The organism is Echinimonas agarilytica, assembly GCF_023703465.1.
Taxonomy (GTDB): Bacteria; Pseudomonadota; Gammaproteobacteria; order Enterobacterales; family Neiellaceae; genus Echinimonas; species Echinimonas agarilytica.
Window position 1 is genome coordinate 22,486 of the sequence record NZ_JAMQGP010000004.1, and the last position, 15,779, is coordinate 38,264.

The following is a 15,779-nucleotide window of genomic DNA, read 5'->3' on the forward strand; positions in this document are numbered from 1 at the left end:
GCTATATCTATACAGAGTCCAATTGATTAAAAAATGTTTCGCCATCAACAAGGTCATTTTCGTCTAGATTTTGAAAACGCTTTTTGACAAGCGCAAGCTTTTCAATCTCATCGACATCGCAATCGAGATGATCTTCGCATCGAAAGATTATTTTCTTACGAATAGCATTTGGCCTTTCTGGTGATGGCGTAATTATTTCAGTTCTAATATCGACATGCTTTTTATGACAGGCCGAGCACTCAGCATTTTGAAAATCAATTTTGCGTTTCGGCATTTTTTCTCCAGCTTAGTTGTGGTTGATTGATGAAAATCGGCTTGGTGCCAAAGCTAATGGGCTAAAAGAGGCGATGAACTGTTTAGCACCCTAATTTGCACTGGCGAAAAGCCGTGGCGAAGGAGTTCAAAATCATCCAAGTCGATGATGGCCCGTTTGCCGTTTCCCTTAAGGGCATAATAAGAGTTGCTGGCGGTTATTACTTGCTGAGCCTTAACATCCATCGACACCACTCGTGATGTTGTCACGTAGTCCCCTTCATAAAAGCGAAAGGTTTGGTCATATTGAACCGTACCGTACAAAACTTCACCGACCAACTGCTCACCATCCATAACAGCAACAATGTACCAATTTTCTACGGTGGTGTTCATAAGCCGACCCTCGCTTTTTGCTTGATGACTTATGGTAGAAAAATATGGATTAAAAACATAGCAAATGCGTGGATCTAATCTTGAGTTTTTCTTCAGCGTGTTCCGTTCCCAAAGAAAATTTGTTTGCTGAATTAATTTAAAAAAAACAACTGCGTTTTTTCAGCCGAAATCGTGCGCTGGGTTAACTGGATTAGAACGCTATCTAATCTGAACTGGTGCAGCGTTAGAACCGGAGTATGCACCAGATGTTGTTGCGGAGGGTGGAAACCGAATATTGTCGCCTGACAAAAATTATTTATCAGAAGCAGACTCAGTTTCTTTGCTCACTACCTCAGGTCGTACGTCGGGTCAAATATTCACAGCTACAAGAGACTCAAGTGCTGCAACGGCGTTGGTTTCAAATTACGCAGCTCAGTTGATGTCCAAATATCCTACATTCTGGCCTGAGACGATAAGAGGCCTATTGGTTCATTCAGCGCGATGGACTGACAAAATGTATGAGCGCTACGGACTTTTAACTAAAGATCACAAGCAAAAAACGGCAAAGGAAGTCATGCTAAGAACAGTCGGCTTTGGTGTGCCTGATGTGCAACGAGCTGAATATAGCCTTACCAACCAAGCAACTATTGTTGCTGAGAATTTTATTCAACCATTTGCAGCAGCTTCAAGTAAATCTTCCGATCCAAAGCTCGGTCGAATGCAGTTGTATCAATTACCCTGGCCAGTGGAAGCATTGAAGGAGCTCCCGCCGGATTCTAATGTAAGGTTAAACGTTACTCTTTCATATTTCATTGAGCCTAGTCCTAGTCGAAGGGGTTTTAAGCAAAGATATAGCTACCAGTCGCATGCTTTGCGGTTTGAAGTAATAAGGCCAGGTCAAACGCTCGAAAATTTTCAGGCAAAAATTAATAAGTTGATGGAATATGACAACTACGATGGTCCTGAAGGTGATAATTCAGGGTGGGAATATGGGAGTGCTTTGCGCAAACGAGGAAGCCTTCATTCTGACTTTTGGATAGGATCACCGCAAGACCTAGCAGATATGCATACTATTGCTATATGTCCTGTAGGAGGTTGGTGGAAGTATAAGACCGCGGAAGATCGTTGGCAAAACGATGTGCGTTATAGCTTAATAATATCTGTCGAAGCGCCGGATATAGAAGTAGACCTATACTCGGAAATAGAGACAATGATTGAAAATACAATAGAAATTGAGACCTAGAAAATCCCGCTCTTTTAACCATGAGAGTTCAGTAGATCCATTGTATCCATATGAACGGTCGGATCTACGATCCAACTATTGGACGCTTCTTGCAGGCTGATCCGTTTATTCAGGCACCGAAGAATAGCCAAAGCTTTAACCGCTATTCCTATGTGCTGAATAACCCTCTGAGCTATACCGATCCTACTGGGTACTTCTTTAGTGGATTGAAAAATTTCGTTAAGAAATACTGGAAACCTATCGTGGCTGCTGTTGCAGCGGTTGTGACCTATGGTGCAGCATCGGGATGGGCAGCGGGCTGGGGGCTAACTACCTCGGTGCAGATCGGTACGGTTTCCATGCATGGTATCGCTGTTTATGGCACCAGTTTGTCACTTGGGGGATATATGGCCGCTGGGGCAATATCTGGAGCTATCGCTGGAGCCATATCCTCAGGTACTTTAAAGGGAACTTTAAGAGGGGCATTTTCTGGAGCGGTGTTCGGAGGATTAGGTTATGGACAGCATGTAGGAGGTTGGAGTAACCCTACGCAATATGCTGCACATGCGATGGCAGGAGGAGTGTTGAATGATTTACAGGGCGGTAAGTTCGGTCATGGTTTCATCACTGCTGGAATAATGAAAGCCGCAGGAAAATTCAATACGCAAGGAACAATATCGCGTACGATTGTTCAAGCGATTGCAGGGGGAACTGTATCTTCAATTACTGGTGGTAAGTTTAAAAACGGCGCACTTACATCTGCAATGCAATATGTTGCTAATGAGGCATCATCCCGTTTTCAACACCCCGACTCTAAATTGGCACAAATACTCGGGGATATGTCCGATGAGCTTAAAAGTACATGGAATTCGCTAAAGAATGCTTTGTCGATAGGAACTCCAGAGGCCGCAGTGGCAGGTTCCGGAGCTGTGTCTGGACATGTGTTGATTGCTGGCGGGAGCTATGAAAAAGGAATAGCTACTGATCTATCGGGCAAAGTTTGTAGTGTCGATACTATTTGTGGCAGGCTCGGCCCTGGCTATGGTAGTAGTGTCTCTATCGTTCCCGCTTTCAGTGGCGGCTCGAATTTGGTGGAGGGTAGTTCTTGGCAATTTGGTTACTATGTGGATGGCCCCGGAGCAAAATATAGTTTCTTATCAGACTTTCAATCTATAGCTGTAGGAAAGCCCATAATTGATGTTTACGATACGTCCGTTGGCGCAGGTGGGCAGGCTTGTTATGTCACGGTATCAAATTGTAGTGAGTAGACTAAATGAAGTTTAGGTTAAGCCGGTTATTGGCTGTGATTCTATTAGTAATTGCACTTTCGGCAACTAGTATAACGGAGTCACATGCTTCGGAGCTAATCTGGGGCTGCGTAGGGCTACTGTTTGTGGTTTGGATATACATACAGTTGTTCGAGAAAAAGCAGTAGTAAAAACCAAATGAACAAACCAATGGGGCAAGAGGACTTTCATTGAGAGATCTCTCAACCCCTTTCAGCGGTTTTGGCTTAACCATTTCCGTTTCGCGGAACAGCGTTGCTGGACAGGCGGAATTTGCAATTGCATATTCCGTTTTTATATGGGGGAGTCAATTTTGGCAGTCTGGCTAGAGGCTCGGAGGGTGGTATGTCTCGATGTCTTTGGCTCTGTCGAACACTGAGTCCAAACCAAATGACTCTGACCCCTTTGATGTGTACTGAATAATCCGCTGAGCTATACCGATCCGAGTGGTTTTTTCTTCGATAAGCTTTTCAAAAAAATCAACCGCGCTCTTGGCGATTTTGCTCCGTTTGTTTCTATTGCAATTGGAATTATCGCTGGACCTTGGGCTGCTCAAGCTTGGCACAATGCTGCGTTGGTCGGGTTTGCTGCTGGTGGTGTAGCTACTGGTAGTTTGAGAGGTGCACTGGTTGGTGCATTTAGTGCGGCAGCGTTTTACGGGATAGGTCAACATTTCGAAGGGATAAAAGCAGACAATGTAGCTGGTAAAGTGGCAAATACTCTCGAAAATGGCTTAACCTCGGCTCAGTTCGCTGGAAAAATTGCCGCACATGCTGCGGTTGGAGGAATAGCGTCTGATCTCAATGGAGGGAAGTTTGGCCACGGATTTTGGGCTGCAGGAGTAACTCAAGCATTGGGTTCTCATATTGATGGTGTTGATAGTGGCTCTAGCTTTAGCGTTGCAAGAGTTGTGGTAGCGGCTGTGGTAGGCGGGACTGTATCGAAACTGACAGGAGGTAAGTTTGCAAATGGGGCTGTTACAGGGGCTTTCGCACGTGCGTTCAACGACGAACTTCACAAAGAGTTGCCTGAAGACATGTCAAGTGCGGATCGCGAAGTAATTGCAGAGGAGCTGTTTGACGATGCAGGCAATAGAGCACGGCAACTGCAAACCTGGATTAAAAGCGGGGATTGGGAGAGTGTTAAAGACGCTTACCCATCGCTAGCAAACGAAAGAGGTATTTCATTGGAAATCGGAGCAAGAAGTTACGTTGATGAATTTCGGCGTATTCAAGCACTAAATGTCGATTTAGTTGTGTCAAAAAATACATATAGACATGCTGAAAATATAGTTGCACATGGAGCATCTGCAGCAATCAATCCAAACAAATTGAGCATAATTCAATCAATAGCAACATTTTTTGCTCCCACTCCCCCGCCTGCAATGCGGCATACATTTGTATATGGAAGAGAAACAGTCGATGTTAGATTTACTAAAAGGTAGTTTGGTTTCAATCACGATGCTTGCTTGTACATCATGTAGTGCTAGCAGTACTGAATGCGCTAATGTGCTCTCTTTTTTGCAACAAAACAGTGATGTTCCTCATGAGCTAGTACGAGTCAAGCGTAAGGAGTTGCTCAGTGGATTTTACGAGAGGTTTGGCTCACCATTAGAGCTTGTAAAAAATTTTGATAGCCCTGATTTTCAGTTGGTTATAGATGATATGGAACAGCAATATTTGTATTTACTGCTGGCCGAATCTATTGACTATGGCTTTTTTAATGCAGCATTGGCGATCATGAATAAGGTTGACAATTTGTTAGAACCTCCTTTGGGAGTCAATTCGGTTTTTTTTAGCATTACCATATCAAAAAATGAAGAGGCTCTTATGCTGATTGAAAGTAACTATGGCGATAATTATAAGGAATACTTAGATAAATCTTATTGGCATATAAATAACTGTAAAGGACAGCTTGCTAAGTAGTTAGTCGATGAGCTAACTAATAAATATATTTCGTTGCTTAGTTTGTAGTGGTCAACTTAAATTGGCCACTACAAGTGGTATCAATAAGGCTCTAGGGAAGTTTGTGCAAGAGAAAACCACGTTTGTAGACAACGGCTTTGCCTTTAGCCGAATACCAAAACATACGGTATAATGAAAAAATACAACTTGTTAGATGGTGCTTCCGCTAGTGAATAGTCCATTCAAGGCTATCGCCTTACGATGTATTGGGATCGGTACAGCAATAGCTCTGTTGGGCTGCCACCCCGCCGACGATGGCCATAGTCGAGATGGGTTGCTGTATTGTTCGCAAGGCACGCCTTCGAGTTTCAACCCACAACTGAATACCTCTGCCACCGTTGTCGAAGCCACTAGCTTTCAGCTTTATGATCGCTTGGTTGATATTAGCGATGACGGGCACCAGCTTTTACCGGGCTTAGCGGAACGTTGGGACACCAATGATGAAGCAACAGTTTATACCTTTTATCTGCGCCGCAATGTTCGCTTTCATCATACGGATTACTTTTCTCCATCACGTATGTTCAATGCCGATGATGTGCTGTTCAGCTTTAACCGAATCGTTGATAAAACACACCCTTACCACTACGTAGGTGGCGGCGAGTATTCGTTTTTTACCAGCGTAGGCTTACCGTTGATGGTGAAGTCTATTTCGGCATTGGATGAGCATACCGTTCAATTTGAATTGTTTGCGCCAGACAGTACTTTCATCACCAATTTAGCCACTAATTTCTCTGTTTTACTTTCGGCTGAATACGGCGAAATGCTGTCAACACAAGGCCAACGCCACCTAATAGATAAACACCCCATAGGAACCGGCCCATATCGTTTTTATCGTTATAAAGACGAGCAGTACATAAAGTACAAACGCCACAACGATTATTGGAAAGGCCGCCCTGCACTAACCAATGTGGTGTACGACATCACACCCAACGGCACTATGCGTTTGGCAAAATTACTAACGGGTGAATGTGACGTAATGGCGCTTCCGTTGGCCAGTGACTTAAGCCTGCTGCGCTCAAAACCATCATTGGAGCTACAATATCAGAGCGGCTTCAACTTAGGATACTGGGCGTTCAACACCGAACGCGAGCCATTTAATAATCCTAGAGTACGTCGAGCCTTATCCATGGCTGTGGATCGGGCGCCCATTATGGAAGCTGTATACTATGGCACAGCGTCTCCTGCCGACAGTCTCCTCCCACCGGCCTCTTGGGCCTACCACAGTAGTATTGATCGTGCTGATTTCAATCGCACAGAGGCCCGTAAACTGTTAACAGAAGCCGGTTACCCAAATGGTTTCAGCATGGACATTTGGGTCATGCCGGTGCAACGCGCATACAACCCAAATGCGAAGAAAATGGCATTGTTGATGCAGGAAAATCTGCGTGCAATCGGTGTGAAGGTGAACATGGTGACCTATGATTGGGGAGTGTTTAGAACCAAGCTAAGCCAAGGTTTACATGACAGTGTGCTCATTGGCTGGACTGCTGACAACGCCGATCCGGATAATTTTTTCAGACCTTTACTTAGCTGCCAAGCCAAATTTGCAGGCACCAATCGCGCCATGTGGTGCGACAAATACTTCGATCGACTGATTGATAACGCGCGCCAATCCATCGACCTACAAACCCGAAAAGACCTTTATATGCAGGCTCAATTTTACTTAAACGAGCAAATGCCATTAGTGCCCATCGCACACGGCATGCGAATGCAAGCAGTTCGCAAACACATTCATGGGCTGGAAGTGGAAGCTTTTGGTGGAATCAACTTTTCTACAGTAACAGTCGAGTAAGACCATGTGGCGCTATTTCGTTCGTAAGCTCAACCTGCTGGTTATCACTGTTCTGTTGCTGACTTTGCTTTCATTTTGGCTGCTCCATCTAATACCTGGCGGGCCCATGCAAGCGTTAGATCCGCAAGGCACACTCAATCTTCTTGAGCAGCAGAAACTGCGTGATTTATATGGGCTAGACCAAGGTTTTTGGGCTCAGTACTGGCACTATCTCAACAACATCTTAGATGGCAATTGGGGCGTATCTCGGGTTGATCAAACCCCCATATCAGAAAAGATGGTGTCAACGTTCTTGGCAACACTCCAATTAACGCTGGCAGCGATGATCATTGCCATTGTGGTAGGTGTCCCCCTTGGTATTTTAAGTGCGGTTAAATATGGCTCCTTTTTAGACAGATCCATTATCGGCATCAACCTTATTGGTCAGTCAGTGCCCATTTTTTGGTGGGCAATGATGCTCATTCTGATTTTTGCCTTAGGCTTGCAATGGTTCCCTATCTCTGGACGAATTGGTCTACTGTTCGATGTGCCAGAGCATACGCATATTATTCTGTTAGATATTTTCTTATCTGATATTCCTGCTCGAGACGAAGCGCTGATGAGTGCGCTTCGGCACCTGACCTTGCCTACTATTGCCGTCGCTGTAATGCCAACGACCTTGATGGCGCAATTTACTCGCGCCAGCTTGCTAGATATTTTTGACCAAAACTACATTCAAGCCGCCCGAGCAAAAGGTTTGAGCTCGTGGCACGTGCTCGTCCGCCATGCACTGCCGAATTTTTTTAGTAGTTTTGTGCGTCAATTGGGCGCGCTTGCAAACCCTTTGCTCACCGGAACCATGATAGTCGAGGTTATTTTTTCATGGCCCGGTAGTGGTCGCTGGCTCATTCACAGTTTGCTGGCGCGCGATGTTCCTTCCATTCAGGCCTGCATGCTCATGATTTCTGTATCGGTTATTTGCATTTCCATTTTTACCGATCTGATTGCCGCTTGGAGCAACCCCAAAGAAAGGAATCAACCGCATGGATAAGAGCAACATTTACCAAGAAGACGCGGTTCCTTCAATTTTAAAACAAGTGGTGAAAAGCTATACCGACCGCGGTATCTACATGGTGGCATTTTGGTTCTTGTTTTTCATGAGTTTGATTACTTTATTCGGGCCGATCTTAGCACCATACGATCCTCACTTTCAGCAAACTGATCTGCTGCTGACGCCTCCTTCATGGGCCGATGCTGGACGAGTTGACTACTTTTTTGGAACCGATGACCTCGGTCGAGATTTACTTTCACGTGTTATGGCAGGCTCTCGCTATACCATTGGGGGCGCGTTACTTACCGTTCTGATTTCAGGCGTAATTGGTGTTGCAATTGGCGCGATTGCAGCCATGTTGCGAGGTATACGTTCAAGTATTCTGCACCACTTGCTCGATACTATTTTGGCCATTCCATCATTGCTATTGGCTATTTTGGTTATTGCTGTACTGGGCCGAGGCTGGGATACGATCTTATTAGCCGTAACGATAGGGCTTATTCCACAGTTTATCCGGGTGAGTCACCAAGCATCCTTGCAAGTGCTCGGGCAAGAGTATGTCCGAATGGCACGCTTAGACGGTTATTCAGGCGTTCAATTATTCCAGAAAATCGTATTGCCAAATATGGCTGAAGCACTCATCACTCGCTTTACTGCGGCACTGTCTAGTGCAATTTTAGACATTGCCGCACTGGGCTTTCTCAGTTTGGGCGCACAGTCACCCGCGCCCGAATGGGGTACCATGATGGCAAACGGTATCGAGCTGTTAACCCGTGCGCCTTGGGTGATAGCTCTTCCTGGAGCCGCCATTTTTCTCACAGTGTTGTCGATCAACGTCGCTGGCGAAGGCCTAAAAAATAGCTTTAAGCAATTGAGAGTCTCATGAATCTACTCGACATTCGTAACCTCACCATCGAACTCGATACACCTAAAGGTCGGATTAAAGCCGTCGACCGTTTTAGTATTGTAATGCAAGACGCTGAAATTCGAGGACTGGTTGGTGAATCGGGCTCGGGTAAATCATTGGTGGGCCGAGCCATTATGGGCTTGCTCCCCGATAAATGGCATGTTAAAGCCGATCGCTTCTTTTTTGGCGGCGAAGACTTACAGCAAATGAGCGCCGAAGAACGCCGCTTATTTATGGGCCAAGAAGGCGCAATGATCTTCCAGCAACCGTCAACTTACCTTGATCCCTCCGCCAAAATTGGCGAGCAGTTGCTTGAAGCCCTGCCCTTACAGCCGAGTTTTGGTTTCGCTTTTTGGAAGCGCCACACCGCCCGACATGAAAAGATCGCAGGCATTCTACATAAAGCAGGGATCCGCGATCACAAGCGTGTAATGAACGCATACGCTCATGAACTGTCTGAAGGCCTCTGCCAGAAAATCATGATTGCAATGGCCATTGCCAACGAACCAAGGCTGCTCATTGCTGATGAACCAACATCGACCATGGAAGCCATTACAAAGATTCAAATTTACAAACTGCTCGCAAAAATGAATCAGCTACGAAAAATATCCGTACTACATATTTCAAATGAATTAGAAACCGCTGCAAACTGGACAGATCGCGTGACGGTCATGTATTGCGGGCAAGTGGTGGAAGCAGGCCCAACTCAACAGATCATCAAACAACCTTTTCATCCGTACACCTATGCACTGGCGTCGATGATTAAGAAAGATCCCGAAATGGGTATGCTCAACGTGCTGCCCGGAACGATGCCCACACTGCAACATTTACCCACCGGCTGCCGTTTAGGGCCTCGCTGTCCGAGAGCACATAAAGCATGCATTGAAACGCCTCGCACGCGCTATGTGCGCCATCGCAATTATCGCTGCCATACACCTTTAAATCTGGAGGAGAAACATGCAAACGCCGCTGCTTCAGGTCAAACACATTAGTAAAACTTACAAGCTCAATAAAGGTTGGTTTAAACGAGAATCCGTTGAAGCGGTCAAAGGTGTTTCATTTGAATTAAACCGTGCCCATACCGTTGCCGTCGTCGGTGAAGCGGGTTCAGGAAAGTCGACCCTCGCTCATTTGTTGGCAGGTGAGCTTGAACTGACGTCTGGTGAGATTTTGTTGCACGGACAAAATCTTGCAACAACTGAACGTCAGCAACGTTGCATGGACATTCGGCTCATTCCGCAGAAGCCATCTCAGTCTCTAAATCCACGCCAACGAGTCGGTGATCAAGTCATTGCTCCGCTGACCATGTATCGAACGTTAAGCCAAGAATTGCGACAACAAAAGCTTATCTCTACTCTGCGTGATGTTGGCTTACTGACCGAACATGCAGAGTATTACCCAAATATGCTGTCGAGCAGTCAACGCTTGCGTGTTGCATTAGCTAGAGCACTCATTGTTGATCCTGAAGTATTGGTGTTTGACCAAACATTGTCCGCCATGGACGTAACCATGCGCGCTCAGTTAGTGAATTTACTAAGCTCTTTGCAGCAGTCGCGCGGTATGGCTTACATCATTATTGGTCACCAGTTGTCGATGATTCGTCATTTGGCCAGTGAAGTGCTGGTAATGCAGCATGGAGAAGTGATTGAGCGCACCACAGTTGCGACACTATTTTCAGAACCTCAAACTGACTACACGCAACGTCTCATGCACGCGTACAAGGAGCTCACTCAAGGCTCGTCTTAAAGCGAGCCGCTGTTCACATGCAATCCCACTCTACAATCGTTTCCCTCCGATCACTTTTTCTACTCTCAAAACTTATTCCAAATCAATAAAAAACAGCTTAAACCGTTCGAACGAATCTGCTTGGGAACTTTTGGTGGCTTCATAACCCTAATTACTTAACCAAATAGTCAGCAATTAAAGTTTTGACTCTAAAAATACCTGATAATTTTAAGACGTGGGACACATTAAATGTTTAAGGCAGCAAATGCTTCATTACTTGGCCGGCACCAGTCACTTCAGCCTTACATTGCGCCTTTGATCGCTATATCTTTAATCACAGTGTTTGGAATTATTGGAATGTCGGTGTGGACACAACGAAACAACATCTACAACCATGAAAAAAGTGTATTAATTGAAAACTCCCTTCAAGCCCTCCACTTAATCGGGAATACAACCCAATCAAAACTTCACAAAGTCGAACAAACCACAAGAATGCTCGCCGACAATCATGATGTGATTCGATTTGGTCTCTCAGGCCAGCAGAGCGTGAAACACATCATTGAAAATCAATGGATGCTGATTGCAAATGACTCACATATCTATGAAAAAATAAGATTTATTGATACCAATGGATACGAAAGGATAAACGTTGAATATCAACAAGAGACAGAAACATCGTATGTAAACAATGATCACCAATACCGTGGTAATAGTGAATTCATGCGTCATATTTCTCATCTACACAATAGCGATAACATGAGTTTCTTTTGCTTTAAAGAAGGGGGGGAAGTCTCAGATGATATTCACAGCCTAGCAGGCAGAGTTACGACTCCTGTTCTCGATGCTAGCAACGTGATTGGTTATATCGTTGTTAACTTCAAGATGTCGAGCTTAGTTCAAATGATGAAAGAGCAGGAACGTATTAGTGGATTTAGCATCGATTTTCTGACACAAAAAGGCGGAACATTATCAGAGTTTTCGCCCCCCTCCCCCATTGAACACCATCTTCCAATATCCAACCTTTTGCTGTCGAACTTTGATTACCGCAATGTATTCAACACCTTGCTGAGTACTCAATACAGCCGAGAGATACAAGGCAATATCGACAATTTTAGAGGGGGTGTACTGACATATCGGTGGCTTGATATAGAGCCCCAAAAAGCATTTAAACTTGCTCATCAACCTCACACGCTATTGGTCAGTCATATCCCTAAAGAAGTCATCGACTTACACGCGCGTAGCGCGTTTATTTCAAACTTAAAAACTATCGTCATTCGGGCAATGATCGGCATTGTTTTGGCGATGATCATTACTTATTTGCTTAAAAGAGTGATCGCCCGCGAAAACGCATTACGCCTGATGTTTAAAGCGGTAGAAGGCATGTCTGCTGTATTAGTAACTGACAGCTCGGGTGAAATCATTCGCGTCAACAAAGCGTTTACTGAAGTCATGGGCTACGAAGCCAATGACGTGATTGGTAAAAATCCCAAAATGTTTAGTTCAGGCACTCAAAACAAAGATTTTTACCGCCACATGTGGAAATCACTGAATCGACAACAGCGCTGGACCGGCGAAATCGTGAACCGTAAAAAGAATGGAGAGCATGTTCATATCATCCAAAATATTACGGTTCTTGAAGGGATCAGAGAAAATGGAGACAAGTTCTTTATCTCAAATTTTGTCGACGTCACTCAACAGAAAAAACTGCAAGAAAAGCTAGTGGAGCAATCTCAAACAGATGCCCTTACTGGCGCCTATAATCGCCGCCATTTCGACTATGAGCTTAAACGTTTGCAACAAATTGCTCAGCGTTATCTCGAACAATCATTTTGCCTTGCGATTATCGACTTAGATCATTTCAAATCAATCAACGATATACTCGGCCACAGTGCGGGCGACGAAGTGCTCAAAAAGTTCGTGGCGTGTGCTCACGAACAAACCCGAGATACTGACCAAGTCTTTCGAATTGGAGGCGAAGAATTTGCCTTGCTCATGCCACTCACATGCCAATTGCAAGCCGTGAGAGTGGTTGAACGTATTCGGCAGTCGATGAAACTAGACAACATCACCTTTAGCGCCGGCATTGCTGAATACTCAAAAGAAACCTTTGAACACGACTTACTCAACAGTGCAGACCAAGCCATGTACACCGCTAAAAATAACGGGCGAGACCGAATCTGTATCGCACCCAGCGAACCCATATTTACCTAGTATGATGCCCCTTCGATACAGCAGTTAAAGCGCTGTTACTTTTGAGTGACAGCCGATAGAAATATGACACAGCCAAATAAGTGACAAGTGAACGTCCTTTCACTATCGTTACTACATTGATGATGCCGCTCGGCAAATACGTACGCACGACAGACAAATGCGGTACAAGGACACTTCCGACAATGCTTAAAAAATACCTTCCCATCATTGGGCTTATTATCGTTTTTATTGCCATGGTCATTGGCTTCAAATCAAATGACGAAAACGTGATTGCTGACTCAACCGAGATCGTAGAAGTCACCCCGACAGACGAAAGCCACGAGACCCCTTTAGGCCAATTAAGCGACATTGCTCAACCCAAGCATTATCGTATCGAACTCACTCTCATTCCTGAATCTGAGGGTTTCAGTGGCGTCACCGAAATAGACCTCACTCTCAAACCCGATACCAAAGTTTTTTACATACACGGTAAAGGGTTAAATGTCACAAATGCAGTGCTACTACAGAACGACAAAGTATTCAGCGCCATTTACGAGCAAGTCCACAGCAGCGGTGTAGTTAGCATCACCTTGCCTAAAAAGGTTTCAGGCGATGCCACTTTAAAAATTACTTATGACGCTCAATACAGCAAATCATTAGATTCTATTTACAAGGTGAACGAGTCGGGTCAAAGTTATATCTTTAGCCAAATGGAAGCGATTTCCGCTCGGATGGCCATTCCATCTTTCGATGAACCTTTATTTAAAGTGCCATTTGATATCTCAGTCATCACTGAAGCCAAAAATACCGTCATCTCAACAACTCCAGAAGTCAGCTTAAACACGCTTGATGACGGTACAGTGAAACACACTTTTGCCACCACTAAACCTTTACCTATTTACCTCATTGCCTTTGCTGTAGGCGAATTTGACGTGCTGGAATGGTCGCCCATTCCAGCGAACGAACTACGCGATTTCCCGATCCCCTTACGCGGCATTGCCGCCAAAGGAAAAGGCGACCAACTGCAATTTGCGCTGGAAAATACCCGCCCTATCTTAGAAGCACTTGAAGAATATTTTGGTATTGCCTACCCATACGAGAAGCTCGACATTATCGCAGCGCCCGATTTTGCATTTGGCGCAATGGAAAATGTCGGTGCAATTGTCTATCGCGAAACGCTGTTACTGCTCGATGAAAATGCCCCACTTTGGCAACTTCGAGCATACGGTGCAGTGCATGGGCATGAGTTAGGCCACCAATGGTTTGGTAATTTAGTCACACCTAAATGGTGGGATGACATATGGCTCAATGAAGCCTTTGCCACATGGGTATCGTATAAAGCAGCTCATGTATGGCGTCCAGATTTGGAGTTTGACCGCAACATGACCAAAGCAGCACACGGTGCTATGGCTATTGATGCACGTTCATCTGCCCGCCAAATTCGCAACCCAATCACAACTAACGACGACATCATGAATGCGTTTGACGGCATCACCTACCGCAAAGGTGGTGGTGTGCTTCAAATGTTTGAAAGCTACGTGGGCGAAGACAACTTCCGCAAAGGTGTGCAACTCCACATGAAGCGCCACGCTCATAGTACCGCTGACATTCATGATTTTCTGAAATCGCTGGCTGACGGCTCAGGCCATCCTGAAATGATTCCAGCGTTCGAGAGCTTTTTATATCAATCGGGCGTGCCGTTGGTCGATATTCAACAGAGCTGCAGCAACGATGAGGGGCAACTGACACTCACACAGCAACGCTATGTCCCTCTGGGTGTGCAAGCCGCAGACGCACAGCAATGGCAAATCCCGTTTTGTTACGCCTCTGATAAAGACTCAACATGTGAATTGCTGACGGGCCCAGATGAAACCCTCACGCAAAGCACATGTCCACAGTGGATGATGCCCAACCGCAATGCGGCAGGATACTACCGTTGGAACCTAACTGATGAAGGGTGGAATAAACTTCAATCTCAAATCAACACTCTGAATGCTGCCGAACTGTTCAGCTTGGCCGACAACTTATATGCGTCATTCAAAGCCGGGAAAGTATCCGCGCAAACGTTACTAACGACTTACGAGAAGCTTGTGCTCACTCCATATTGGGACGTTGCATCACTTCCTGCTCAACATATGCGTTCGCTTCGCAGAACGGTATTGAATGATGAAGCCACTTCCGACTATAAAGCACGTATTGAAAGCTTGTATGGGCCTTTGTTTGACCAACTTGGCTTTGACGCCAGCACCGATGCAGACATGCAAAGCCCAAATAGTACTGCTTTGTTGCGAGCAGCGGTGATCAAGGCGTTAGCACTGGATGCCAAAAATCCTGAGATCCGTCAGGCACTCAAACTGAAATTAACGGCTTATTTAGGCGACTTAAGTTCAACACAAGCGTTTACTTTGAATAAAACAGCGATGAGCGCAGACATTGTAGGCACAGCCCTACTCGTTGCCGTGGAAGATGGCGATCATGCTTTTATCATGGCACTTAAAGATCGCGCTATCGAATCCACCGATGCCGTATTCAGAGGTGATGCGCTCTATGCGATTAGCAACATCCCGTCATTAGAGCTAGGCGATGCCATTATTGATGAACTGCTATTGTCAGAGCAGGTTCGATCGAACGAAGCGCAAGCATTAGTCAATTCGTTTATGGCCAATCCAGTATTGCAAGACGCCACGTGGAGCTGGCTACAAAGTAATTTAGATGATTTTTTACGCCGTTATTCATCATTTAGTATTGCTCGTGTGGTGAGCAGTACTAACACATTTTGCGATGCAAACATGCGCAATGACATGGTTGCCTTCTTCACTAAGAATGAAGCAAAAATTTCAGGCGCGCCTCGCATGGTGAAAGAAACCGAAGAAGTTATTAATCAATGTATTGCGCTGCGAGAAGCTAAATCCGACGAATTCAAGCAAGCACTAAAAGCTCAATAGCAATTGTTCATAGTAGAAGCCGCTTGCTGAAAGCGGCCTCTATTACCGCAACAACTTCACTGACGTAGGCCTTTCCTACGCATAAAAAAAGCCG

At 45.2% G+C, this 15,779-nt stretch carries 12 protein-coding genes and 1 pseudogene; 11 read left to right on the forward strand and 2 right to left on the reverse strand.

What is annotated here, in order from left to right; translation table 11 throughout:
* Window positions 1-7: 7 nt before the first annotated feature.
* Together NAF29_RS10155 and NAF29_RS10160 are read right to left on the reverse strand one after the other, a co-directional pair.
* A complete protein-coding gene (locus NAF29_RS10155) occupies window positions 8-274 on the reverse strand; it encodes a hypothetical protein (RefSeq protein ID WP_251261455.1) in 267 nt (88 codons plus the stop codon).
* Between the two features lie 53 nt (window positions 275-327).
* Window positions 328-645, reverse strand: coding sequence for a hypothetical protein (locus NAF29_RS10160; protein ID WP_251261456.1), 318 nt, complete (start codon window positions 643-645; stop codon window positions 328-330).
* A gap of 247 nt (window positions 646-892) precedes the next feature.
* Here NAF29_RS10160 and NAF29_RS10170 point away from each other — a divergent pair.
* The 11 genes and pseudogenes from NAF29_RS10170 to NAF29_RS10220 form a co-directional block, all read left to right on the forward strand.
* Window positions 893-1,867 (forward strand): annotated as a pseudogene (locus tag NAF29_RS10170) (S8 family serine peptidase); the annotation flags it as partial.
* A gap of 50 nt (window positions 1,868-1,917) precedes the next feature.
* A complete protein-coding gene (locus NAF29_RS10175) occupies window positions 1,918-3,114 on the forward strand; it encodes an RHS repeat-associated core domain-containing protein (protein ID WP_251261457.1) in 1,197 nt (398 codons plus the stop codon).
* 631 nt (window positions 3,115-3,745) lie between these two features.
* A complete protein-coding gene (locus NAF29_RS10180; RefSeq protein ID WP_251261458.1) occupies window positions 3,746-4,576 on the forward strand; it encodes a hypothetical protein in 831 nt (276 codons plus the stop codon).
* Window positions 4,554-5,057: a hypothetical protein gene (locus tag NAF29_RS10185; protein WP_251261450.1), complete on the forward strand. Its 504-nt coding sequence runs from the start codon at window positions 4,554-4,556 to the stop codon at window positions 5,055-5,057. The genes NAF29_RS10180 and NAF29_RS10185 overlap by 23 nt, the downstream gene beginning before the upstream one ends.
* Before the next feature lie 208 nt (window positions 5,058-5,265).
* Window positions 5,266-6,888: an ABC transporter substrate-binding protein gene (locus tag NAF29_RS10190; protein WP_251261459.1), complete on the forward strand. Its 1,623-nt coding sequence runs from the start codon at window positions 5,266-5,268 to the stop codon at window positions 6,886-6,888.
* 4 nt (window positions 6,889-6,892) lie between these two features.
* Window positions 6,893-7,918 carry an ABC transporter permease gene (locus NAF29_RS10195; protein WP_251261460.1) on the forward strand — a complete coding sequence of 342 codons (1,026 nt, stop codon included), beginning with the start codon at window positions 6,893-6,895 and terminating at the stop codon, window positions 7,916-7,918.
* Window positions 7,911-8,804: an ABC transporter permease subunit gene (locus NAF29_RS10200; RefSeq protein ID WP_251261461.1), complete on the forward strand. Its 894-nt coding sequence runs from the start codon at window positions 7,911-7,913 to the stop codon at window positions 8,802-8,804. The genes NAF29_RS10195 and NAF29_RS10200 overlap by 8 nt, the downstream gene beginning before the upstream one ends.
* The gene (locus tag NAF29_RS10205) at window positions 8,801-9,817 is read left to right on the forward strand and encodes an oligopeptide/dipeptide ABC transporter ATP-binding protein (protein ID WP_251261462.1); all 1,017 of its coding nucleotides are present in this window, start codon (window positions 8,801-8,803) and stop codon (window positions 9,815-9,817) included. The genes NAF29_RS10200 and NAF29_RS10205 overlap by 4 nt, the downstream gene beginning before the upstream one ends.
* A complete protein-coding gene (locus NAF29_RS10210; protein ID WP_251261463.1) occupies window positions 9,783-10,571 on the forward strand; it encodes an ATP-binding cassette domain-containing protein in 789 nt (262 codons plus the stop codon). Before NAF29_RS10205 ends, NAF29_RS10210 begins: the two co-directional genes overlap by 35 nt.
* Window positions 10,572-10,799: 228 nt before the next feature.
* Window positions 10,800-12,761 carry a sensor domain-containing diguanylate cyclase gene (locus NAF29_RS10215; RefSeq protein WP_251261464.1) on the forward strand — a complete coding sequence of 654 codons (1,962 nt, stop codon included), beginning with the start codon at window positions 10,800-10,802 and terminating at the stop codon, window positions 12,759-12,761.
* A gap of 182 nt (window positions 12,762-12,943) precedes the next feature.
* On the forward strand, window positions 12,944-15,685 hold the full coding sequence (locus NAF29_RS10220) for a M1 family metallopeptidase (RefSeq protein WP_251261465.1): 2,742 nt from the start codon (window positions 12,944-12,946) through the stop codon (window positions 15,683-15,685).
* Window positions 15,686-15,779 lie beyond the last annotated feature (94 nt).

Bases quoted from the DNA above. Each gene is read 5' to 3' on its own strand.
- NAF29_RS10155 (WP_251261455.1), bottom strand. From the start codon at position 274: ATGCCGAAACGCAAAATTGATTTTCAAAATGCTGAGTGCTCGGCCTGT.
- NAF29_RS10160 (WP_251261456.1), bottom strand. From the start codon at position 645: ATGAACACCACCGTAGAAAATTGGTACATTGTTGCTGTTATGGATGGT.
- NAF29_RS10175 (WP_251261457.1), top strand. From the start codon at position 1,918: ATGAACGGTCGGATCTACGATCCAACTATTGGACGCTTCTTGCAGGCT.
- NAF29_RS10185 (WP_251261450.1), top strand. From the start codon at position 4,554: ATGTTAGATTTACTAAAAGGTAGTTTGGTTTCAATCACGATGCTTGCT.
- NAF29_RS10195 (WP_251261460.1), top strand. From the start codon at position 6,893: ATGTGGCGCTATTTCGTTCGTAAGCTCAACCTGCTGGTTATCACTGTT.
- NAF29_RS10200 (WP_251261461.1), top strand. From the start codon at position 7,911: ATGGATAAGAGCAACATTTACCAAGAAGACGCGGTTCCTTCAATTTTA.
- NAF29_RS10205 (WP_251261462.1), top strand. From the start codon at position 8,801: ATGAATCTACTCGACATTCGTAACCTCACCATCGAACTCGATACACCT.
- NAF29_RS10210 (WP_251261463.1), top strand. From the start codon at position 9,783: ATGCAAACGCCGCTGCTTCAGGTCAAACACATTAGTAAAACTTACAAG.
- NAF29_RS10215 (WP_251261464.1), top strand. From the start codon at position 10,800: ATGTTTAAGGCAGCAAATGCTTCATTACTTGGCCGGCACCAGTCACTT.
- NAF29_RS10220 (WP_251261465.1), top strand. From the start codon at position 12,944: ATGCTTAAAAAATACCTTCCCATCATTGGGCTTATTATCGTTTTTATT.